Annotated in this window: 29 protein-coding genes; 17 read left to right on the forward strand and 12 right to left on the reverse strand. The window is 62.4% G+C overall.

The annotated features are described in order from the left end of the window. Window positions 1-63: 63 nt before the first annotated feature. Together AC2FNZ_RS00485 and AC2FNZ_RS00490 are read right to left on the reverse strand one after the other, a co-directional pair. Window positions 64-819 (reverse strand): F0F1 ATP synthase subunit A, encoded by a 756-nt coding sequence (locus tag AC2FNZ_RS00485; RefSeq protein WP_093965215.1) that lies wholly within the window; start codon window positions 817-819, stop codon window positions 64-66. A gap of 2 nt (window positions 820-821) precedes the next feature. After that, on the reverse strand, window positions 822-1154 hold the full coding sequence (locus tag AC2FNZ_RS00490) for an AtpZ/AtpI family protein (protein ID WP_093965213.1): 333 nt from the start codon (window positions 1152-1154) through the stop codon (window positions 822-824). 231 nt (window positions 1155-1385) lie between these two features. Here AC2FNZ_RS00490 and AC2FNZ_RS00495 point away from each other — a divergent pair, with 231 nt between their 5' ends. Further along, window positions 1386-1721: an ArsR/SmtB family transcription factor gene (locus tag AC2FNZ_RS00495; protein ID WP_480697469.1), complete on the forward strand. Its 336-nt coding sequence runs from the start codon at window positions 1386-1388 to the stop codon at window positions 1719-1721. Here AC2FNZ_RS00495 and AC2FNZ_RS00500 read toward each other — a convergent pair. From AC2FNZ_RS00500 to AC2FNZ_RS00515, 4 genes are all read right to left on the reverse strand, one after another. Next, window positions 1718-2131 carry a universal stress protein gene (locus AC2FNZ_RS00500; protein WP_496839189.1) on the reverse strand — a complete coding sequence of 138 codons (414 nt, stop codon included), beginning with the start codon at window positions 2129-2131 and terminating at the stop codon, window positions 1718-1720. The genes AC2FNZ_RS00495 and AC2FNZ_RS00500 overlap by 4 nt on opposite strands. 74 nt (window positions 2132-2205) lie before the next feature. Continuing rightward, entirely contained in the window at window positions 2206-2475 is a 270-nt protein-coding gene (locus AC2FNZ_RS00505; RefSeq protein WP_170407922.1) for a hypothetical protein, read from the reverse strand. A gap of 58 nt (window positions 2476-2533) precedes the next feature. Next, the gene (locus AC2FNZ_RS00510; protein WP_496839190.1) at window positions 2534-3448 is read right to left on the reverse strand and encodes a DMT family transporter; all 915 of its coding nucleotides are present in this window, start codon (window positions 3446-3448) and stop codon (window positions 2534-2536) included. Further along, window positions 3445-4323 carry a LysR family transcriptional regulator gene (locus AC2FNZ_RS00515; protein ID WP_170342724.1) on the reverse strand — a complete coding sequence of 293 codons (879 nt, stop codon included), beginning with the start codon at window positions 4321-4323 and terminating at the stop codon, window positions 3445-3447. Before AC2FNZ_RS00515 ends, AC2FNZ_RS00510 begins: the two co-directional genes overlap by 4 nt. Window positions 4324-4444: 121 nt before the next feature. Between AC2FNZ_RS00515 and AC2FNZ_RS00520 the strand changes: the two genes are divergently transcribed. Continuing rightward, window positions 4445-5026: an FMN-dependent NADH-azoreductase gene (locus tag AC2FNZ_RS00520; RefSeq protein WP_170366227.1), complete on the forward strand. Its 582-nt coding sequence runs from the start codon at window positions 4445-4447 to the stop codon at window positions 5024-5026. Between the two features lie 73 nt (window positions 5027-5099). Further along, window positions 5100-5840: an aspartate/glutamate racemase family protein gene (locus AC2FNZ_RS00525; RefSeq protein WP_496839191.1), complete on the forward strand. Its 741-nt coding sequence runs from the start codon at window positions 5100-5102 to the stop codon at window positions 5838-5840. Here AC2FNZ_RS00525 and AC2FNZ_RS00530 read toward each other — a convergent pair whose 3' ends face one another. Further along, entirely contained in the window at window positions 5841-6371 is a 531-nt protein-coding gene (locus tag AC2FNZ_RS00530) for a prolyl-tRNA synthetase associated domain-containing protein (RefSeq protein WP_093965201.1), read from the reverse strand. It lies immediately after the preceding gene. A gap of 258 nt (window positions 6372-6629) precedes the next feature. Here AC2FNZ_RS00530 and ffh point away from each other — a divergent pair, with 258 nt between their 5' ends. Genes ffh through trmD form a run of 10 tightly spaced genes read left to right on the forward strand, consistent with a single transcriptional unit; the run spans window position 6630 to window position 12946 of the window. Further along, on the forward strand, window positions 6630-8138 hold the full coding sequence (gene ffh, locus AC2FNZ_RS00535) for a signal recognition particle protein (RefSeq protein WP_496839192.1): 1509 nt from the start codon (window positions 6630-6632) through the stop codon (window positions 8136-8138). Further along, a complete protein-coding gene (locus AC2FNZ_RS00540) occupies window positions 8139-8747 on the forward strand; it encodes a GNAT family N-acetyltransferase (RefSeq protein ID WP_170342732.1) in 609 nt (202 codons plus the stop codon). Beyond that, a complete protein-coding gene (locus AC2FNZ_RS00545; RefSeq protein ID WP_170342733.1) occupies window positions 8744-9295 on the forward strand; it encodes a GNAT family N-acetyltransferase in 552 nt (183 codons plus the stop codon). The genes AC2FNZ_RS00540 and AC2FNZ_RS00545 overlap by 4 nt, the downstream gene beginning before the upstream one ends. Next, window positions 9292-9588, forward strand: a complete 297-nt coding sequence (locus AC2FNZ_RS00550) for a chorismate mutase (protein WP_093965195.1) — start codon at window positions 9292-9294, stop codon at window positions 9586-9588. Before AC2FNZ_RS00545 ends, AC2FNZ_RS00550 begins: the two co-directional genes overlap by 4 nt. Before the next feature lie 41 nt (window positions 9589-9629). Further along, window positions 9630-10025: a 30S ribosomal protein S16 gene (gene rpsP / locus AC2FNZ_RS00555; protein WP_093965193.1), complete on the forward strand. Its 396-nt coding sequence runs from the start codon at window positions 9630-9632 to the stop codon at window positions 10023-10025. Window positions 10026-10037: 12 nt separating this feature from the next. Beyond that, window positions 10038-10673 (forward strand): 5,6-dimethylbenzimidazole synthase, encoded by a 636-nt coding sequence (bluB, locus tag AC2FNZ_RS00560; protein WP_496839193.1) that lies wholly within the window; start codon window positions 10038-10040, stop codon window positions 10671-10673. A gap of 6 nt (window positions 10674-10679) precedes the next feature. Then, window positions 10680-10829, forward strand: a complete 150-nt coding sequence (locus AC2FNZ_RS00565; protein WP_170342739.1) for a hypothetical protein — start codon at window positions 10680-10682, stop codon at window positions 10827-10829. Beyond that, complete coding sequence (rimM, locus tag AC2FNZ_RS00570; protein WP_093965189.1) at window positions 10822-11325, forward strand: ribosome maturation factor RimM; 504 nt, start codon at window positions 10822-10824, stop codon at window positions 11323-11325. Before AC2FNZ_RS00565 ends, rimM begins: the two co-directional genes overlap by 8 nt. Then, a complete protein-coding gene (locus AC2FNZ_RS00575) occupies window positions 11322-12140 on the forward strand; it encodes a hypothetical protein (RefSeq protein ID WP_496839194.1) in 819 nt (272 codons plus the stop codon). The genes rimM and AC2FNZ_RS00575 overlap by 4 nt, the downstream gene beginning before the upstream one ends. Then, a complete protein-coding gene (trmD, locus tag AC2FNZ_RS00580; protein WP_170343378.1) occupies window positions 12137-12946 on the forward strand; it encodes a tRNA (guanosine(37)-N1)-methyltransferase TrmD in 810 nt (269 codons plus the stop codon). Before AC2FNZ_RS00575 ends, trmD begins: the two co-directional genes overlap by 4 nt. Here trmD and AC2FNZ_RS00585 read toward each other — a convergent pair. Continuing rightward, the gene (locus tag AC2FNZ_RS00585) at window positions 12943-13746 is read right to left on the reverse strand and encodes a glycoside hydrolase family 25 protein (protein ID WP_170584850.1); all 804 of its coding nucleotides are present in this window, start codon (window positions 13744-13746) and stop codon (window positions 12943-12945) included. The two genes, trmD and AC2FNZ_RS00585, sit on opposite strands and share 4 nt — an antisense overlap. 395 nt (window positions 13747-14141) lie before the next feature. Here AC2FNZ_RS00585 and rplS point away from each other — a divergent pair, with 395 nt between their 5' ends. Together rplS and rpmE are read left to right on the forward strand one after the other, a co-directional pair. After that, complete coding sequence (gene rplS, locus AC2FNZ_RS00590; RefSeq protein ID WP_093965183.1) at window positions 14142-14525, forward strand: 50S ribosomal protein L19; 384 nt, start codon at window positions 14142-14144, stop codon at window positions 14523-14525. An 11-nt stretch (window positions 14526-14536) separates the two neighbouring features. Continuing rightward, entirely contained in the window at window positions 14537-14758 is a 222-nt protein-coding gene (gene rpmE, locus AC2FNZ_RS00595) for a 50S ribosomal protein L31 (RefSeq protein WP_093965180.1), read from the forward strand. Between the two features lie 64 nt (window positions 14759-14822). On the opposite strand, the gene AC2FNZ_RS00600 is transcribed toward rpmE, so the two are convergent. Both AC2FNZ_RS00600 and AC2FNZ_RS00605 read right to left on the reverse strand, forming a co-directional pair. Further along, window positions 14823-15143 carry a Dabb family protein gene (locus AC2FNZ_RS00600; RefSeq protein ID WP_496839195.1) on the reverse strand — a complete coding sequence of 107 codons (321 nt, stop codon included), beginning with the start codon at window positions 15141-15143 and terminating at the stop codon, window positions 14823-14825. Window positions 15144-15168: 25 nt separating this feature from the next. After that, complete coding sequence (locus AC2FNZ_RS00605; RefSeq protein ID WP_496839196.1) at window positions 15169-16056, reverse strand: AEC family transporter; 888 nt, start codon at window positions 16054-16056, stop codon at window positions 15169-15171. 218 nt (window positions 16057-16274) lie between these two features. On the opposite strand from AC2FNZ_RS00605, the gene AC2FNZ_RS00610 reads away from it, so the two are divergent. Beyond that, complete coding sequence (locus AC2FNZ_RS00610) at window positions 16275-17084, forward strand: division plane positioning ATPase MipZ (protein WP_093965175.1); 810 nt, start codon at window positions 16275-16277, stop codon at window positions 17082-17084. Here AC2FNZ_RS00610 and AC2FNZ_RS00615 read toward each other — a convergent pair. Both AC2FNZ_RS00615 and AC2FNZ_RS00620 read right to left on the reverse strand, forming a co-directional pair. Next, window positions 17081-18313, reverse strand: coding sequence for an adenylate/guanylate cyclase domain-containing protein (locus tag AC2FNZ_RS00615; RefSeq protein WP_496839197.1), 1233 nt, complete (start codon window positions 18311-18313; stop codon window positions 17081-17083). The two genes, AC2FNZ_RS00610 and AC2FNZ_RS00615, sit on opposite strands and share 4 nt — an antisense overlap. Window positions 18314-18372: 59 nt before the next feature. Next, window positions 18373-18825: a MarR family winged helix-turn-helix transcriptional regulator gene (locus AC2FNZ_RS00620; RefSeq protein WP_093965172.1), complete on the reverse strand. Its 453-nt coding sequence runs from the start codon at window positions 18823-18825 to the stop codon at window positions 18373-18375. 56 nt (window positions 18826-18881) lie between these two features. Between AC2FNZ_RS00620 and hmgA the strand changes: the two genes are divergently transcribed. Next, window positions 18882-20237 carry a homogentisate 1,2-dioxygenase gene (gene hmgA, locus AC2FNZ_RS00625; RefSeq protein WP_170342752.1) on the forward strand — a complete coding sequence of 452 codons (1356 nt, stop codon included), beginning with the start codon at window positions 18882-18884 and terminating at the stop codon, window positions 20235-20237. The last annotated feature ends 17 nt before the right edge of the window (window positions 20238-20254 follow it).

Raw genomic sequence — 20254 nt, forward strand, 5'->3', positions numbered from 1 at the left:
TCTCCTTACGAATTGGAAGTTTCGATTTTGGGTTATCGTTCCTGTGCTCAGGGTCGCCCCTGATCAGTGATGCGGATGCAGAGCGTCCTTCAGATAAACACAGGTCAGAATGGTGAATACGTAGGCCTGGATGAAGGCCACCAGGACCTCGAGGCCGTACATTGCGGTGATCGCCAGAACCGATACGGGCGAGATCACGGCGACCGCGGCGAAGCCGGCGAAAACCTTGATCACGGCGTGGCCGGCCATGACGTTACCCGCAAGACGAATGGAGTGGCTGACCGGGCGCACGAAGTACGAGATCAGCTCGATGATCGCCAGGATCGGGCGCAGCGCCAGCGGCGCGCTGGACACCCAGAACAGGCTCAGGAAGCCGGCGCCGTTCTTGACAAAGCCCAGAACGGTCACGGTCAGGAACACGGCCAGCGCCAGCGGAATTGTGACCGCGAAATGCGATGTCGTGGTAAACGAGGTCGGGATCAGGCCGAGGAAGTTCGCTGTGACGATGAACATGAACAGGGTCATGACATACGGGAAGTACTTGACGCCTTCCTTGCCACAGATGTCTTCCAGCATCTTGTAGATGAAGCCGTAGGCCAGCTCGGCGATCGACTGCATGCGGGTAGGGACGATGGCGCGCTTCGAGGTACTCAGCACCAGCAGGCCGATGATGGCCAGAACCGCGAAGAACAGCCACAGGGTCACGTTGGTGGGCGTGTACCAAGCCATCTCACCGCCGAAAAGCGGCTTGACGATGAACTGGTCCATCGGATGGAAAACCAGGCTGCTGCCTTCTGCTGCGGTGGTCTCGGTCGCCACGTTCAGTCCCTCTCGTCCTTCTCGGCCTGTGTCGAGGCCGCCTGTTTCTCTTGAGCTTCTTGCGCGCTGCGGAGCATGACCTTCACGCCCGCGACAAGGCCCAGCAATGTGAACAGCACCAGGAAGATCGGGATCGTCCCGAACAGGCTGTCCAGCCCGTACCCGATGCCAAATCCGATCCCCAGACCGGAAACCATCTCGATGACCATCCGCCAGGCCAGCTCGCCCCCGGATATGTCAGCGTCCGCACGAGGTTTCGGCGCTTTGGCCTTTTTTGCCGCGTCGATCTTGGCCTCAAGCTGCGTCAGGCGCTGCTTTGGGTCGTCATCGGTCACGGGCGTTTCCCTCGCACAGTCTTGGCGCAGTTGCTAAGCGGCCTCGCGCGCAGAGTCAACGCTGTTGATGGCCCCAATTGACGCAGCTTAGGTCTATGTTTTCAAATGAATTTTATGGACACGCTCTGACTGACGATCGGGCCGCGAACAAACCATGCCGCTGGAAACATCGGATTCCGCATATTCAACCAAATGGTTGACCAAACTTTCCCGCTGTGGTTCAGCGGGATCATGTCCGATGACCTCGATACCGTCTTTGCGGCCCTGGCCGACCCCACGCGGCGCGCGATACTGGCGATGCTGCTCGAGGATGACATGGCCGTCACCGACGTGGCCCAGCCGTTCGAGATGTCGCTGGCGGCGATCTCGAAGCACCTTACGATCCTGACCCGAGCCGGGCTGATCAGTCAGGAAAAGCGTGGCCGGGTGAAATGGTGCAAACTGGAACCCGACGCCCTGCGCGCGGCCTCGGTCTGGATGCAGGGGTTCGGGCAGTTCGAACCCGTGAATCTGGATGCGTTCGAGCTGTTCCTAGAAAACCAGCTTTCCGCGGGTGATGAGGCCTAGCGCACCACGAAGACCGACATGCTGGCATGTTTGGCCAGGTATCCGGCATGGCTGGACAGGATGAAGTCGGTAATCCGCGGCGCATGGGTGCCCACCACGATCAGGTCGGCACCGATCTCTTCAGCGGTGCGGGCCAGGTCACCATCCACTTCGACCGCCACATCCACCGAATGAATGTTGCGGAAATCAACTTGCGCTCCGCTGGCCTGGGACAACTCATCCGCCAGGTCCGACAGGTGGTCCTTGATCGCGGATTCGGTTTGCGTGGGGTCGCCGGGTTGATTGCTTGTCACGCTGACGATGGTTATCTGCGCGCCCTGCCACCGGGCGACCTGTGCCGCAACTTCGGCCGCCTTGCGCACTTCAGGTGGCAGATGCAGATCGACGGGAAACATTATGTGTTTGAACATCAGTCGCTCCTTTCGCGCCGACAGCTTAGCGGGTTTGACATAACCGGCCCTTGATGTGGCTCAATCCAAGAGGATCAGCCTTGCTGGCTGTACTCGACCCCTGTGACCACGCCGCTGGGATCGGCGCGGCACAGCCATGGGGCCTGAGCGCCAGCCACTATGACTTGTGTGACGGTCCCCGCCGGCTCGGCAGTTGTCGACAGAGCCTGGACATCCGCGGGGCTTCGGTTCGCCTCAGCAGCCACCAACGCCTCGCAGCTGGCTTGAAGGGTTGAATTGTCGGCGGTGTCCTGCGTACACCCAAAAACCAGCATTAGCGTGGCCGAGGCAATCAATCTGTGCATGTTCCGGTCCTTTCGGAGTTTGCCCCCACCCTGCCACGAACGGGCGCTTTGGCAAAGGTCAGTCCGGCGCGGTTTGTTGCCGAGCCATCCCCAAGTCATCCCCTTTCAGCAACAGCAGCAGGGCAAGGATCGTCAGCCCTATTCCCACCAGGACCAGAAGGCCCGGCGCCGGCTGGCCCAGCGCGATCTGCCAGATGATCACCCAACTGGGCGTCAGGTAGGTATAGGCCATGACCTTGGCCGATGGCAGCAGTAGCGTGGCGTATTGCAACAGAACGAAGGTGGCCGCGCTGGCGCAAATGGCGACGTAGAACAGGCCGATCCAGACGATCGCCGGCAGGTTGGCCCAGTCGGTCGCGCGGATGTCGGACCAGCCGAACACCGTCAGCACCGCGCATCCGGCCACCAGCGTGCCGAAGGTGAACACGACCGGCTGCTCGCCCCGGTTCAGCTTGCGCACCATGGGCGTATAGATCGCATGGGCCACGCAGCCCCAGAAATAGATGATCTCGCCCTGCCCGATCTCGAAAGCGCGAAAGGCCAGCCAATCGGCGCGGAACACCACCCACAGCGCGCCAACCGCGCCCACGCTCAATGCAAGGGCCATGTGCGGGGTGGTGATCTGGCGCAGCAGGACCCAACCCGCCACCGCCGACAGGATCGGCGTCAGAGTAAACACCGCCGCCGCGCTGACCGGCGGCGCGGTCTTCAGCCCGTAGAACATCAACACGAAATAGGCCGAGAACAGCCCTCCCAAAACCAGATACCGCCACGGCGCGCGCGCCGCGCTGCGCGGCAGGCCAGTCGTCATCAGCGCCGCTATGCCGATCACCACGCCGGCAATTGCGAACCGCGCGGCGTTCAACGCCGCCGGCGCGATCTCGTTGGCAATCATCGAACCCAGCGAGAAACTGCCTGCCACCAGCGCCGAGAATACCAGCATGGCCAGGTGGCCACGCGCCTGCGGGCTCATGGCAGCCAGTCCTTGGCCTGCTCCTTGAGGAATTTCAGGAAGGTCTGAACCTTGTTGGTTCGGTGCAGGTCCACATGGGTCACCAGCCACAGGTTGCCGGCCCATTCCGGCAGAGGCTCCATCACCTCCTGCAACTGCGGATGGCGGGCGGCTTCCCACCGGGCCATGAAGCCGATCCCTGCCCCGGCCAGAACCGCTTCGGCCACGGTGAAGTTATTGGAGCAGCGGAAGGTGATCGCCTCGGCCGGGACATTGGCGCGCAGCCAGCGCGAAAAAGGCGCGCGGCTGTTTTCGTCATCTGCCCCGACGAAGGCGTGGTTGGGGAAATTCTCGACGCCCGCGGGCAGGCCGCGCCGCGCGATATAGTCCTGACTGGCATAAAGCCCCACTTCTTGCGTCATGAAGGGCTGCACCACGTTGTCCGGCTGATCTGGGGCCGCACCGGCACGGATGGCCACATGCGCCTCGCCATATTCCAGGCGGAACAGGCGGTCGCCGGTCAGATAGCGCACGATCAGATCGGGATGGTCCTGCTGGAACGCGGTCAGCGTGGGCACCACCAGCGGTGCCAGCGAGGCCAGCGAAGTCACCACCAGCTCGCCCGAGACATCGTCTCCGCGCCCCTTCAGCCGCCCGACCAGCTGGTTGAACTGATCCTCGGTGGCCTGGGCCACGCGCAGCAGATCCTCGCCCGCCTCGGTCGGGGTGTAGCCGCGCGCGTGGCGCTGGAACAGCTTGACCTTCAGCCGGGCCTCGATCGCATCGATATGGCGGATCACCGTGGCGTGGTGCACCCCCAGAACCTCGGCCGCGCCGCTGACCGTGCCCATACGCGCTACCTGATAGGCGGTGCGGACCTCGTCCCAATTGTCCATGACAAAACCAATTCTGTGCAATTTCCAACAATGCCTGTTGATTTATCCCAGTTTCGTTCGCTCACGCAATACTCATATTGGGCTCAGACGCAAAATCCGAACCCTGAGAAGGACCCACGCCATGACAAAGACCATCCTGCATATCGACGCCTCGGCCCGCCGCACCGGCTCGGCCACCCGCGACCTGTCGGCCCGCATCGTCCAGCACCTGGGCGCCAGCCGCATCATCCGCCGCGACCTGGCCACCCCCCTGCCCTTGCTGACCGAGGACTGGATCACCGCCAACTTCACCCCCGCCGATCAACGCGACGCCACCCAGCGCGACCTGCTGGCCCTGTCGGACGAGTTGGTCAAGGAGCTGCAGCAGGCCGATACGGTGGTGATCGGGTTGCCGATCTACAATTTCTCGGTGCCGGCCGCCTTCAAGGCCTGGATCGACCTGGTCGCCCGTGCGGGCCTGACGTTCTCATATACCGAGAATGGCCCCAAGGGCCTGCTGGAGGGCAAACGCGCCATCCTCGCCATCGCTTCGGGCGGTACCGCAGTGGGGTCCGAGATCGACTTTGCGACCGGATACGCCCGCCATGTTCTGGGCTTCATCGGCATCCATGACGTGGATGTGGTGGCCGCTGACCGCATGGCGCTGGACCCGGAAGCAACTCTGAGCAACGCGCAGAAAGCCGTGGCCGAACTGGCCGCCTGATCCAGCCACTGGCCATCCTTGGTCAAACCGTCCAATCTGCACCCGAACAGGATCGGCAGATTGGACGGTTGTCATGAAGAAGATCGGAATTCTGGGCGGGGTCGGCTGGGCGTCGACAATAGACTATTACCGCGCCATCGCCGAGGGCGCCGGGCGCCATTTTGCAGACCGTGGGCACGGATCGCCGCTTCCTGTTCCTCCGATGACCATAGAATCCGTCACCCAGGCTAAAACCCGCGCATTGCGCGGAACCGCCGACGACGAAGCAAGCTGGTCCGCGTTCGATGCCGTCTTCCGCGAAGCACTGCTGACGCTTGAAAAGGCGGGATGTGATTTCGGCATCATCGCCTCGAACACACCCCACGCCCGTTTGCATTCGATCCGGCAGGGCGTGACCATGCCGATCCTGAGTATCTTTGATGCAACCGCCGTGGCCACCAAAACGACAGGCGCAAAAAGCGCGCTGGTTCTGGGAACCTCGGTCACGATGCAAGCGCGCCACTATGCGGAACGGCTGGCGGCTGAAGGCATCACAGCCAATGACCGACTTCCAGAGGACCAGATCGCGGAAATGCAGGCCATGATCGACACCGAATTCTATGGCGGTGCCTCGGCAAACGCCCGCCACCGTCTGCTGGCATTCTGCAACCGGCACGCCGCCCCCGGAACCGCGATCCTGCTGGCCTGCACGGAATTGCCGCTGGCCTTCCCCCAACATCTTGATGAATCGGTTTTCGAGGCCGACGGGCACCTGTTCGTCAATCCCTCGGCCGCCCATGTCGCCGCCGCGTTGAAAGAGGCACTGAGCGATTGATCAGGGATGCCAGGTAACCTCGCACCCGATCCGGTCGAAGAAGGCCATCAGGTCGTCGCGCGCCATGGCCACCGTCCGGTCGTTGACAAGCGGATGCATATAAATCACGTCCGCATGCTGCGCCGCGTCGTCCATGAAGAACCGTACACCGTTGCCGACGCCGTTGATCATCGCCAGAGGGCTGACCGCGCCGGGACGGATGCCGAGGTTCTGCATCAGCCGATCCGCCGACCCGAAGGACAGGTTGCCCACCCCCAGTTCGGCGCCCAGCGCCTTGAGGTCTATCTCGCGACTCTGTTCCAGCGTCACCAGGTAGTTCCGCTTTTTCTTGTCGCGCAGATACAGGTTCTTGAGCCGCAACGCGTTTTCGCCCGGCACCATGAACTGATCCTCGACCGCCTTCGACTCTTCGACCGTCCGCAGCGGGACGTGGCTGTGCAGGCGATAGGGCAGCCCCCAATCGTCCAGCTGCGCCAGCAGTGCATCGGAACTAAGCGGCAACGTGTCCTGAAAGGCAGATGAGGCGTCCATGGTCTTCTCCCGAATAGCGCAGCAGTCATGGCCGACGAGGCAAGACGATGCAACCCGGCAAGCGCGGATGGTTGACTCGGGTGGCCAATGGGCCTAAACGCCATCGCAACATCCGGAAGCGTCTGTTCTTCCGGTCCCTTGAGTCGTTCAGGGATCGCCCCCCACCAGCGAGTTTCGCCCGTGGGGGCGTTTGTGCATTGACCCGTCTGCCCCTATCTATGGGGCGCCAACCGACAACCGGCGAAGGAGGCCGAAGGCATGTTTGAAAATCTATCCGAACGCCTCTCTGGCGTCTTTGACCGGCTGACCAAACAGGGCGCCCTGTCCGAGGAAGACGTCAAGACCGCCCTGCGCGAAGTACGCGTGGCGCTGCTTGAGGCTGATGTGTCGCTGCCGGTGGCGCGTGCGTTCGTCAAGAAGGTGCAGGAACAGGCGACCGGCCAGGCGGTGACCAAGTCGATCACGCCGGGCCAGCAGGTCGTCAAGATCGTGCACGACGCGTTGGTCGATACCCTGCGCGGCGAGGAAGACCCCGGCAAGCTGAAAATCGACAATCCGCCCGCGCCGATCCTGATGGTCGGCTTGCAGGGCTCGGGCAAGACGACGACCACCGGCAAGCTGGCGAAACGCCTGAAAGAAAAAGAGGGCAAGAAGGTCCTGATGGCCTCGCTGGACGTCTACCGCCCGGCGGCAATGGACCAGTTGGCGGTTCTGGGCACCCAGATCGGGGTGGACACCCTGCCGATCGTGCCGGGCCAGAAACCGGTGGACATCGCCAAGCGCGCCAAGCAGCAGGCCACGCTGGGCGGCTATGACGTCTACATGCTGGATACCGCGGGCCGTCTGCATATCGACGAAGTGCTGATGGACGAGGTCGAGCAGGTCCGCAACGTGGTCGACCCGCGCGAGACCCTGCTGGTGGTCGACGGCCTGACCGGTCAGGTCGCCGTCGAGGTGGCCGAGGAGTTCGACGCCAAGGTCGGCATCTCGGGCGTGGTCCTGACTCGGATGGACGGCGACGGGCGCGGCGGCGCGGCCCTGTCGATGCGCGCGGTCACCGGCAAGCCCATCCGCTTCGTGGGTCTGGGCGAGAAGATGGATGCGCTGGAAACCTTTGAGCCCGACCGCATCGCGGGCCGAATCCTGGGTATGGGCGACATCGTGGCCCTGGTCGAAAAGGCCCAGGAGACCATGGAGCTCGAGCAGACCGAGCGCATGATGAAGCGCATGATGAAGGGTCAGTTCAACATGAACGACCTGAAGATGCAGCTGGAGCAGATGATCCAGATGGGCGGCATGCAGGGCATGATGGGCATGATGCCGGGCATGGGCAAGATGGCCAAGCAGATGGATCAGGCCGGGCTGGACGACCGGATCCTGCGCCAGCAGATCGCCATGATCCAGTCGATGACCAAGAAAGAACGCGCGAACCCCGCGCTTCTGCAGGCCAGCCGCAAGAAACGCATCGCGGCCGGTTCGGGCATGGAAGTCAGCGACATCAACAAGCTGCTCAAGATGCACCGGCAGATGTCGGACATGATGAAGAAGATGGGCAAGATGGGCAAAGGCAAGATGCTGAAACAGGCCATGAAAGGCATGTTCGGCAAAGGCGGGCCCAGCCCCGAGGACATGGCCGCGGGCATGGACCCCAAGGCGCTGGAAGCCGCGGCCAAGGCAATGGGCGGCAAGATGCCCGGCGGCATGCCCGGCATGGGCGGCGGCATGGCCCTGCCCCCCGGCCTGAGCGGATTCGGAAAGAAGAAGTAAGTGACCGCGCCCGTCGCATATCCCTGGGAGGCTCCGGCCACCGGCCCCGCTGCAGCCCTGTCGGCGCGGCTGGCTGCGGATTTGCCGCGGCTGGAGACCGCACGGCTGGTGCTGCGCGCGCCGCGGATCGGGGATTTCGACACCTATGCCGACATCCTGATGTCGGACCGCGCCAAACACATGGACGGCCCGTTTGACCGGCAGGCGGCTTGGCTAGATTTCTCGCAATACGTCGCGGGCTGGCTGCTGCGCGGCGCGGGAATGTGGGCCATCGAGGACCGCTCGGGCGGTCAGGTTCTGGGGTTCGTGTCGGTCGGCATGGAATTCGGCGACCGCGAACACGAGCTGGGCTATCTGCTGACCGAAGCCGCCGAGGGGCGTGGCTTTGCAACCGAGGCGGCCGAAGCCGCCCGCGACTTTGCGCTGGGTCCGCAGGCCCTGCCGTCACTGGTCAGCTATGTAGACCTCGACAACGCGGCCTCGGTCCGCGTGGCCGAGCGCCTGGGCGCCCAGCGCGACCTACAGGCCGAGGCCGGGTTCGACGAGCCGGTTCTGGTCTATCGCCACCTGCCCGGCGACGAAGATGGCGGGATGGAGGCCTACGCATGACGACCTTCGCCATCCCGACCCTTGAGACCGAGCGCCTGATCCTGCGGGCGCCGCATCTGGACGATCTGCCGGCGATGACAGCCTTCTACGCGACCGAGCGCAGCCACATGGTGGGCGGGCCAAGGGATGCGGCGGGCTGCTGGAACGGACTGGCGAACCGGCTTGGCCACTGGGCGCTGCGTGGCTATGGCCTGTGGCACCTGACCGAAAAGTCCAGCGGTTCTTTCGTGGGCTGGACCGGCATGATCTATGTGCCGGGCTGGGACGAACCCGAGCTGGGCTGGACCCTGATGGAACAGGCCGAGGGCAAGGGCCTGGGCTTCGAGGCCGCGCAGGCCGCCCGCGACCACGCGGCGCGCCATCAAGGGCTGAACGGCGTCATCAGCTATATCGCCCACGCCAATGACCGCTCGCGCGCTCTGGCGGAGCGCCTCGGTGCGACCTACGAGCGCGAGGGCGAAGTGCTGGGCAAATCCGCACAGATCTGGCGGCACCCGAAACTCGACACGTCAACGACCGATCTGACCACCGAAAGGACCGGCCAATGAACAATCCCGTGACGCGGGCCGCGGCCTTGCTGAAAGACCACCGCGACAGCATCGACCGGTTGGACGCGATCCTGGTCTATACGCTGGCCGAGCGGTTCAAGCACACGCAGGCCGTTGGCAAGCTCAAGGCCGAACACGAACTTCCCCCGTCCGATCCCTCGCGCGAGGCCGCGCAGATCGCACGGCTTGAAGACCTGGCGAAAGAGGCGGATCTGGACCCCGATTTTGCCAAGGCTTTCCTGAATTTCATCATTCAGGAAGTCATCCGACACCACAAGAAACACCAGAAATAGCCGGAGCTTTCCGGCCAACGCCATCCAAAGGAGATACCACAATGGCAATGAAAATTCGTCTGGCCCGTGGCGGCTCGAAAAAGCGCCCCTTCTACCGCATCGTTGCAGCGGACAGCCGCATGCCGCGTGACGGCCGCTTCATCGAGAAGCTGGGCACCTACAACCCGCTGCTGCCGAAAGACAGCGAAGAGCGCGTGAAGATGAACATGGAGCGCATCCAGTACTGGCTGGACCAGGGCGCGCAGCCGACCGACCGGATCGCCCGCATGCTGGAAGCTGCCGGCGCCAAGGAAAAAGCCGAGCGCAACAACCCTCAGAAGGGCACCCCGGGCAAGAAAGCCCAGGAGCGCGCCGAAGAGAAAGCCGCCAAGGCTGCTGAAGCCGCAGAGGCTGCTGCCGCTCCGGCCGAAGAAGAAGCTGCTGCTGCAGAAGAGTAAACAGGCGGGCGCGTGCAGGATCAGGCTTTCACCGAAGACTTCCGCACGCAGTTCGATCTGTTGATGCGGCTCCGGCGCGATGTACGCCGGTTCCACACCGACGCGGTGGACGAGGCAGTGCTGACGCGCTGCCTCGACGCGTTTCAGCTGGCCCCTTCGGTGGGGCTGAGCGAACCGTGGCGCGTGATCCGCGTCGAAGGCCCAGCGGCCCGGACCGCGGCGCTGGAGAATTTCAAGGCGGCCAATGACGCCGCGCTGGCGGGTTATTCCGGTGACCGGGCGCAGCTGTACAGCCAGCTGAAACTGTCGGGCATGCAGGAGGCGCCGGTGCAGCTAGCGGTGTTCTGCGATGACGCCACCGACAAGGGCCAGGGGCTGGGCGCAGGCACCATGCCCGAGATGCGCCGCTATTCGGTGGTCTCGGCCGTCACTTTGTTCTGGCTGGCGCTGCGCGCGCATGGCCTGGGGCTGGGCTGGGTCTCGATCCTCGATCCCGACCGGCTAGCCCGCGACCTGTCAGTGCCCGAAGGCTGGCGGCTGATCGGTTATTTCTGCGTGGGCTGGCCCGAGGACTGCTCGGACACGCCCGAACTGGAAACCCATGGCTGGGAGTGCCGCCGCGGCAGCCTGCCGGTGGAAACGCGGTAGGGTGGCATGTTTGGATTGATACGCCTTCCCATCCTGCTGCTGATCGCCTTTATTGTGGGCGTGTTCTTTGAACGCAACAATCAACGCGAAGCCTGCGGCGAAATCGGTGTCTGGGAAAGTGGAATATGCGTGACAACGGAAATGCCCAATGACTGATCTGATCTGTGTCGGCAGCATCGCCGGGTCCTTTGGCGTACGCGGCGAGGTCCGCCTGAAAAGCTATTGTGCGGTACCCGAGGATATCGAGACCTACTCCCCCCTGACCGACGAGAGTGGCGCCCAGCGCTATCCGCTGATCATCACACGCGCGATCAAGAACGGATTTGCCGCGCGTCTGGGCGGGGTCGAAACCAAGGAACAGGCGGACGCCCTGAAGGGGCTGCGCCTTTATGCCCGGCGCGAGCAGTTGCCATCGCTGCCGGATGACGAATTCTATCACGCCGACCTTTTGGGGCTTGAGGTTTATGACACCGGCGGAACCCTGTTGGGGCGGGTCAAATCGGTGCAAAACCACGGCGCCGACGACCTGCTCGAACTGCACGGGCCGGGGCTGAAATCGACTGTATTCCTGCCATTCACCAAGGCCGCCGTTCCCACGGTTGACCTTGAAGCCGGGCGTATCGTCGCCGACCCTCCCGAGGGCCTGCTGTGACGCGGCGCATCTTGCTGCATCTGGGCCTTCACAAGACCGGCACGACTGCCGCGCAATCCTTTCTGTTCGAGAACCGAGCGCTTATCTGGCCGCGCCACGCATTGGTTCTGCCATATGTCACCCGCAAATCCGGGTTATCCGAAGCCGCCACGCGCCATTCCCTGTATGGGACATTCGGTACGCTGTCCGAATTCGGCAATCGCTGGCGCGAACTCTTGGCGGCTCTGGATTTCGGGGAAAAGCGCGGCCTGATCCTGAGCGAGGAGAACTTCTCGGGGCTTCGCCCCAGCCGCAATTTGGTTGTGGGATACGCCGAAGCCCCTGATCTGGCCGCCTGCGTGGTCGATACGCTGCGCAACCGGCTTGTCGGGTCGGAACTGGACATCACCGTCTATCTCTCGTTGCGCCAGCGCGGCAGTTGGATCCGCAGCCTCTGGGCCCATGATCTTCAGCGCACGCGGCTTGTGCAGGATTTCGACACCTTCCGCGAGAGGCTCGAAGAGCTCCCTTCACTGCAGCAGACTGTAGACGCCGTTCGTGATCGGCTGCCCTCTGTTCGAGTGCAGACCGAATGGCTGGAAGACCTGTGTGAGCGCAGCTTTGGCCCCGGAACACCTTTTGCCGAGTTCCTAGATCTGCCGCCCGAGAAAGCCGCCCTGCTGGTCAAGCCCACTCGGTCAAACCCGGCATTGCCGCGAGAAGCGCTATCCGAAATGCTCGAGTTGAACCGATCGGGGCTGGACGAGGCGGCTCTGGTCCGACAGAAAGCCCATATCGTCGAACGCGCCCAAAACAGCCTGACCACGAACACATGACGGACAAACCTGCAAAGTCATATGGCCGTAAGGCTATTCGCCCCACGCTGAAACCGCGTGAGCTGCTGACGCCCACGCCGGACCTGCATGGCGTGTGGAAGGCCAAGGTGATCACGCTGTTCCCATCTGCCTTTCCCGGCGTATTGGGCGAAAGCCTGACCGGCAAGTCGCTGCAAGACGGGCTATGGCAACTGGAAACGGTCGATCTGCGGCAGTTCGGTGTCGGCAAGCATCGCAATGTCGACGACACGCCCGCAGGTGGGGGTGCAGGCATGGTGTTGCGGCCGGATGTACTGGGGGCCGCCATTGATCACACTATGGATGGGGTACAGGGCAACTGGCCGCTGATCTACCTCAGCCCGCGCGGACGCCGGATGGATCAGCGCATGATGCAGAACTTGGCCCGGTGCGATGGCATGACCCTGTTGTGTGGCCGCTTTGAAGGCGTTGATGAACGGGTTTTGGAGCATTACGGCATCCAGGAAGTCTCGCTGGGCGATTTCGTCATGACCGGAGGCGAGATTGCCGCGCAGGCGCTGATCGACGCCACCGTGCGACTGCTGCCCGGGGTTCTGGGCAATCAGGCCTCGACCGAGGAAGAGAGCTTTTCGTCCGGCTTGCTGGAACATCCACAATACACTCGGCCAGCCGAGTGGAACGGGCGCGAGATCCCTCCGATCCTGATGTCCGGACATCATGGTCGCATCGCCGAATGGCGTCACCAGATGGCGGAAGAGATTACCCGTGCGCGCCGCCCGGACCTGTGGGATGCCTACCTGAAGGCGCGCGGGGAAGCCGACGACTAGGGTGCACCCGCCTTCCATCGCGCCCAGATATCAGGCGAGCCATTGAAGGCGTTGATGTCCACCCGCCCCTGCACGCCGGGAACCAAACCGGTGCCGGTATACTGCCAGAACCGCCAGACTGCCTTAGGGTAGACATTGCGCGGATGCCCCGCGACCGAGCGCAGCCAGAACTCGGTCTTTGGCAGCCGTCCGATCCCTGTGTCCTCGTAGAAATCGACCGTGGTGTAGACGATCGGCCGGCGGCCGTAGTGTCGCTCCAGTATGTCGAGGAACCTTTCCGCCTCGGCCCGCACCGTCTTGCCATCGGGGCGCAGGGTGCAGGTTTTGGAATGGGGGGTCCATTCCATGTCCAGCACATGCGGCAGGTCGGCCCCACGTGGAACGTTTCGAATGAACCAGCGGGCCTGCTCGGCCGCGGGGCGGCAGAAGTAGTAATAGTGATATGCCCCCCACGGAACCCCTGCCGCACGAGCGCCCTGACTGTGATCCTGGAACATCGGATCGGCCACGTCGCCCCCTTCGGTCGCCTTAATGAACACGAAACTGACCCCCGAGGCCTTGGCCTGACGCCAGTCGATCGGTCCCTGCCAGCGCGAGACGTCGAGCCCATGCACGGGATAGTGCTCGGGCCGCCGCCGCTCCCAGTCATGCGGGTCGGCATCCGCAAAGGCTGGGTACAAAACCGAAGGTCCGGAAAGTCCCGCGACCACAGGTTGGTCTACGATTTGGGGCGCCGGCGCACGACGCCCGCAAGACATCAGTGCCAGCGCAAGAACCACGCATAAAATCGTTTTGCTCATCCTGTTGCTCTGCCTCTAAACCTGCCCTCAAATTATGACCCAGAATGCCCGATCCCCGGCACAAGGCAACGTCGCGGTACAGGTGACGGCGGATTCCCACCAAATCCACCGCGATTTGGCCTGAAAACCGGCGATTTGGGCTTGATATACACGTCCGACTTCCCTAAACGGGCGCAATCCGGTGCCGCCTTTGGGGCGACTCCGGTGTTTTGGGTTGATCGCAGGAACGCACCTGCCCTTCTTCGGATCAGGGAAGCTGTGGAATAACCCGGACCAAAAGGAACATTCGACCTGACCTCTGGCGGGCTGCAGATCGCGGGACCCGGAGAAGACCAAGAGCTCTCAGATCGTGCCCAACTTCGTGGACCAACCACGAGCAGATAGGAGTAACTGCGATGGACCTGATCGCACAGCTTGAGGCGGAACAGATTGCCGCCCTGGGGAAAGACATCCCCGACTTCAAAGCCGGTGACACCATCCGTGTCGGCTACAAGGTGACCGAAGGCTCGCGCACCCGTGTGCAGAACTACGAAGGCGTCTGCATCGCGCGCAAAAACGGCGACGGCATCGCCGGATCGTTCACCGTTCGCAAGATCTCGTTTGGCGAAGGCGTGGAGCGTGTGTTCCCGCTGTATTCGACCAACATCGACAGCATCACCGTTGTCCGTCGTGGCCGCGTCCGTCGCGCCAAACTGTACTATCTGCGTACCCGTCGCGGTAAATCCGCTCGTATCGCAGAAGTCACCAACTACAAGCCCAAGGCTGGCGCCGAGGCGTAAGGAGCGGAAAGATGAAAAAAGACATCCATCCCGACTACCACATGATCGACGTCAAACTGACCGACGGCACCGTGATCCAGATGAAATCGACCTGGGGCGCCGAAGGCGATCAGCTGGCCCTGGAAATCGACCCCTCCTCGCACCCCGCGTGGACCGGTGGCTCGTCGCGTCTGATGGACGCCGGCGGTCGCGTGTCGAAGTTCAAGAAGAAATACGAAGGCCTGGGTTTCTGAACCCACGCCTTTTCGGAATTTCCAAGGCCGTCCCCATGGGGGCGGCCTTTTTCGTTGGCCGCTTCTATTGCGCGTCCGGCACGTCGAGATCAAAGACGATGATCCCGTCAGCACCATTCTGACACAGATCACACAGCTGGCCGCCCAACCGGCGGTGTGTCGGGTGTTCGGCATAAGCCTGCACAGCGGGTCGATCTGCAAAGCGGATCACGAACCCATCGCGATAGTCCTGCGACTTTCCTTCGAAATCGAGATTGGGGCCGCTTTCAAAGGCCAAGACCCCCTCCAGGTCGGCGCATAGCTCGGCCAAGCCGGTCAGAACGGCGCGGCGCGCGTCCTGCGGTGCATCTGATCGGAAAGTGAAGAACACGCAGTGCAATATCATGATTTCGGTTCCTGGTTAGCCAAAGTCAGATCCAGTAGGCCAAGGCGAGTGGCAGCACCAGGATCGTCGTCAGGGTTGAGACCATGATGAATCCGGCCACTTCCGGGCCATATTCTGGAACATGCTGGTCGATGAACAGGTATGTCGCAACCGAAGACGGCATCAGGCAGCACAGGATCAACGCTCCGCGTTCGACCCCGGTAACGCCGAACAGCCAGACAAGCGTGGTGGCGATCCCGGCGGCCAAAACGAGATGCAGACCTGTCAGAACGACCGCCCGGCCAAGGCTGCCCGTCCGAAGCGTGGCCAGTGTGTGACCCAGTGTCAGCAACATCAGTGGGATCGACAGCCCGCCCAGAATGTCAAAGGATTTGGCGATCGGTTGCGGCAGGGCAAAACCCGTAGCCAAAAGCGTCAACGCGATGATAACCGCATAGATGATCGGAGATGTTGCAAGCTTGCGCGCCGAGAACTCTCCGGCCGGGATCCACATGCCGACCGTGAAAATGCTCACCAACACCACGACGACAAAAGCCATCGTATAGGCCATGCCCGCATCGCCCAGTGCCAGCAAAGTGATCGGCAACCCGATATTGCCCACATTGCCATGCATCAGCGGGGTCAGAAACGCCCGCACCGGCCAGCGCAACAGCCGCAACGCCAGAAACCCGAGCACGCCGAACGCCGCAATGGCGAGGGCAGCAGCCGCCATCATGTCCAGAAACGTGGCAATCTGGATCTTGGTGGCGGACAGATGGGAGATGATCAGTGTCGGATATCCCACCTTCGAGACAATCCCGCCGATCACCTTGTTGTCGAACGGTGCGCGCGCGACCGCCAGACCGTACCCCACGCCGGCACAGATCAGCACCGGCAGAACGATGTTCAATACGTTCAGGAATACGTGCTCCAAGCCGGGTCCTTGCGTCCAAGTCAGTTTACAGACTGTGGCGACGGACGCCCCGTTTGGCAACATCCAAGCGTCAAGCGGCGGGTATCGCGAAAAAATCCAATTTGGACACTGATATTGTCCCGCAGACCCTACAGGACAGCTTTTCTTCGCGGATCACACAACATATAGTGGGTTCAAACAACGTGTAGGCAAACACGGCGCGACTTGGGAATACAGGTATGGCACATATCATCGTTGTGGGGAACGAAAAGGGCGGCGCAGGCAAGTCGACGGTTTCCATGCATGTTGCAACCGCGCTGGCGCGTTTGGGAAACAAGGTCAGCACCCTGGATCTGGACCTGCGGCAGCGCAGCCTGGGCCGCTACTTCGAGAACCGCCGCAATTTCCTGTCCACGGAAAAGCTGGAGCTACCCAGCCCGCGCCACCATGACCTGCCCGAGATCGACGCAAGCAAGCTCAAACCCGGCGAGAACATCTATGACCACCGCCTGTCCGCCGCCGTGGCCGAGTTGGAGAGCGACAGCGATTTCATCCTGATCGACTGCCCCGGCTCGCACACAAGGCTGAGCCAGGTGGCCCATTCGCTGGCCGACACGCTGATCACGCCGCTGAACGACAGTTTCATCGATTTCGACCTGCTGGCCCGGATCGACTCGAAGGGCGAAAAGATTCTCGGCCCCTCGGTCTATTCCGAGATGGTCTGGAACGCGCGGCAATTGCGGGCGCAGGCCGGGCTGAAACCGATCGACTGGGTCGTGGTGCGCAACCGCGTGGGCACCCAACGCATGGTCAACAAGGAAAAGATGCAGCGCGCCATCGAGATGCTGTCGCAGCGCATCGGCTTCCGCGTTGCCTCGGGCTTTTCCGAGCGTGTGATCTTTCGCGAACTGTTCCCGCGCGGGCTGACTCTGCTGGACCTCAAGGATATCGGGGTGAAACAGCTCAACATTTCGAACATCGCCGCGCGGCAGGAGCTGCGCGACATGATGCGTGAACTGAACCTGCCCGGGGTCGAGATCGACTTCTAAGCCGTCGGCGCGAAGATCGTGAACAGCTCTTTGGGTTCGGGTACGCCGCGCAGCATGTAGCGCCCGACCGAGATCAGTTCCTGTTCGCAGGGCTGAGCGGCGCGGGCCACGTCATCCGAGATCAAGATACGTCGATCCAGCGATCGGTGCATGCCTGCAATACGCGCAGCCTGGTTCACCGCCGGTCCGATCACGGTGAAATCCAGCCGGCTTTCAGCACCGATATTGCCGTAAAGGATTTCGCCCGAATGCAGAGCAAGGGTGAAATTGGCGACCGGCAAGCCGGCGGCAGCCCGTTCCGCATTGAGCTCGGCAATGCGCTCTTGCAGAACAGTCACAGCGGCCAGCGCGGCGCGGGCGTCCTCGTCGATCTCGCCCACGTCGAACATGGCCATCAGGCCGTCGCCCATGAATTTCAGGATATTGCCGCCACAACCCTGAACGACCTCGACCGCCACGGCCAGATAGTCGTTCAGCATCGCGATGATGTCCGACCCGGGAAGCCGTTCGGCCAGGCCGGTAAAGCCCTCGAGGTCGAAATTCCAGATCACAGCGTCGATCTGCTGTAGCGACCCGCGCCGGATTTCACCCGACAGTACACGGTGGCCAGCATCCCCGCCCAGATAGACACGCAACAGATCCTGCGCCATCTTCCGGTTCGCGGCCGATTTCAAGGCGAGGCCCAGATGCGGCAGGGCATATCGGATAAGATCCAGATGCGTTTCGTCGAACCCCTCGGCGTGATCCGTCGCCCAAGACATCAGAACCCCCTCGGGCATCTGGTCCAGCGCGATCCGGCGCTCGGGTTCGACCTTCTGCAAAACCAGCCCGGATGCGAAATAGTCGGTGGCGCCCCTCTGGTGCAGTTCGTTGAGAAACGGAAACCGGCTGGGTTCGTTCTGGTCCTTCAACCTCTCGCGCAGTTCCTTCGCGCCGGTCTGCAGCATCTCGTAAAGCGGGCTGTTCACCCATTGTGCGGGCGGTACCTCGGTGTGTTCGTAATTCTCGACGCTGCCCCCTTCGTCACGGTACCAGTTGAAGCCGGTACCGCCATAAGTAGGGTGATAGGCGCTCTGGGCGGCGTGAAACCGCATCAGGGGAACGCCCGCATCCACAAGCCGCAGGCAATAGCCTTCCAGTATTTCCGACTGTTCGGCCCCCTCCAGCCCCCGGTCCAGCAACCATCCGATCAGGTTTTCGGCGTAGGCTTTGGAGTCGGTGGATGGCATCTTGGGGCTCCGTCTGGTCTGCACCCCACTTGGGGGTTGCGGGGCCAGATTACCAGAGGTCAGTCCATCCCGGCCAGCCGCCGCAGCATCATCCGCAACAGGGCCGCCTCGCCTGTGGTGAACATGCCCGCCAGCCGGGCGTCATAGTCGCGGGCGATGTCGCGCAATTCGCGGTACACCGTCAGACCGGCGGGGGTCAGGGTCAGCCGCTCCATCCGGCGGTCGTTTTCGTCGCGGGTGCGCCGCAGGTATCGGCGCTGTTCCAGCTTGTGCACCGCGCGGCTGATCTTGGTCTTGTGCATCTTGGCACGTTCCCCGATCTGCTTGGCGGTCATCTCTCCGTAATTGCCCAGGTGGAACAACACGCGCCATTCGGTGCGCAGCATCCCATAGCGGTTCTTGTAGACCTTTTGAAAATCCAACGAGCTTTCCTCGGCTGCCTGGTTGAGCAGGAAGGGCAGGAAATTTCGCAGGTCGAAGTCATCTTTTTCGGCGGAATCTGGCTGTGTCATGGTTGTTAGTTACAAAATCAACTATTATTCGACAAGCAGCAAACGGAGGAACCCCGATGAATCGTCCGACTGACCCGCACGCTCTGACCCAAGCCAGCACGCCCGTTGGCACCCACGCAGGCTATATGCCCGGCTTTGGAAATGACTTCGAAACCGAGGCGCTGCCCGGCGCTCTGCCGCAGGGCATGAACAGCCCGCAGAAATGCAACTATGGCCTTTACGGCGAACAGCTCAGCGGCACCGCCTTCACCGCCAACCCGCCCGAGCGCACCTGGTGCTATCGCATCCGGCCGTCGGTCAAGCATTCCCACCGCTATGAAAAGATCGACCTGCCCTATTGGAAAAGCGCCCCGAATGTCGATCCAGACGTGATCAGCCTGGGCCAGTACCGCTGGGACGCGGTGCCTCATTCCGACCAGCCGCTGACCTGGCTGACCGGCATGCGCACCATGACCACCGCCGGCGACGTGAACACCCAGGTCGGCATGGCCAGCCACATCTATCTGGTCACTGAATCGATGGTCGACGACTATTTCTTCTCGGCCGATTCCGAGCTGCTGGTGGTGCCGCAGGAAGGCCGCCTGCGCTTTGCGACCGAGCTGGGCATCATCGACCTGGAACCCAAGGAAATCGCCATCATCCCGCGCGGCCTGGTTTACCGTGTCGAGGTGCTGGAAGGCCCGTGCCGCGGCTTCGTCTGCGAGAACTACGGCCAGAAATTCGAACTGCCGGGCCGCGGCCCGATCGGCGCCAATTGCATGGCCAACCCGCGTGACTTCAAGGCGCCTGTCGCGGCGTTCGAAGATCGCGAGGTGGCCTCGACCGTGACGATCAAGTGGTGCGGCCAGTTCCACACCACCAAGATCGGCCACAGCCCGCTGGACGTGGTGGCCTGGCATGGCAACTACGCGCCCTACAAATACGACCTGCGCACCTACTGCCCGGTCGGGGCCATCCTGTTCGACCACCCCGATCCGTCGATCTTTACCGTGCTGACCGCGCCTTCGGGCGTGCCGGGCACGGCGAATATCGATTTCGTCCTATTCCGCGAACGCTGGATGGTGATGGAGGACACGTTCCGCCCGCCGTGGTACCACAAGAACATCATGTCCGAGCTGATGGGCAATATCTACGGCCAGTATGACGCCAAACCGCAGGGCTTCGTGCCGGGCGGCATGAGCCTGCACAACATGATGATCCCGCATGGCCCCGACAAGGAAGCCTTTGAAAAGGCATCCAACGCCAATCTGGGTCCGGACAAGTTGGACAACACCATGTCCTTCATGTTCGAGACCCGCTTCCCGCAGCACCTGACCGCCTTTGCCGCGAACGAGGCGCCGCTGCAGGATGACTACATCGATTGCTGGACGGATCTGGAAAAGAAATTCGACGGCACGCCCGGCAAGAAATGACACCGGTGGCCCACGGC

It is taken from the genome of Ruegeria sp. SAZA006, assembly GCF_059613465.1.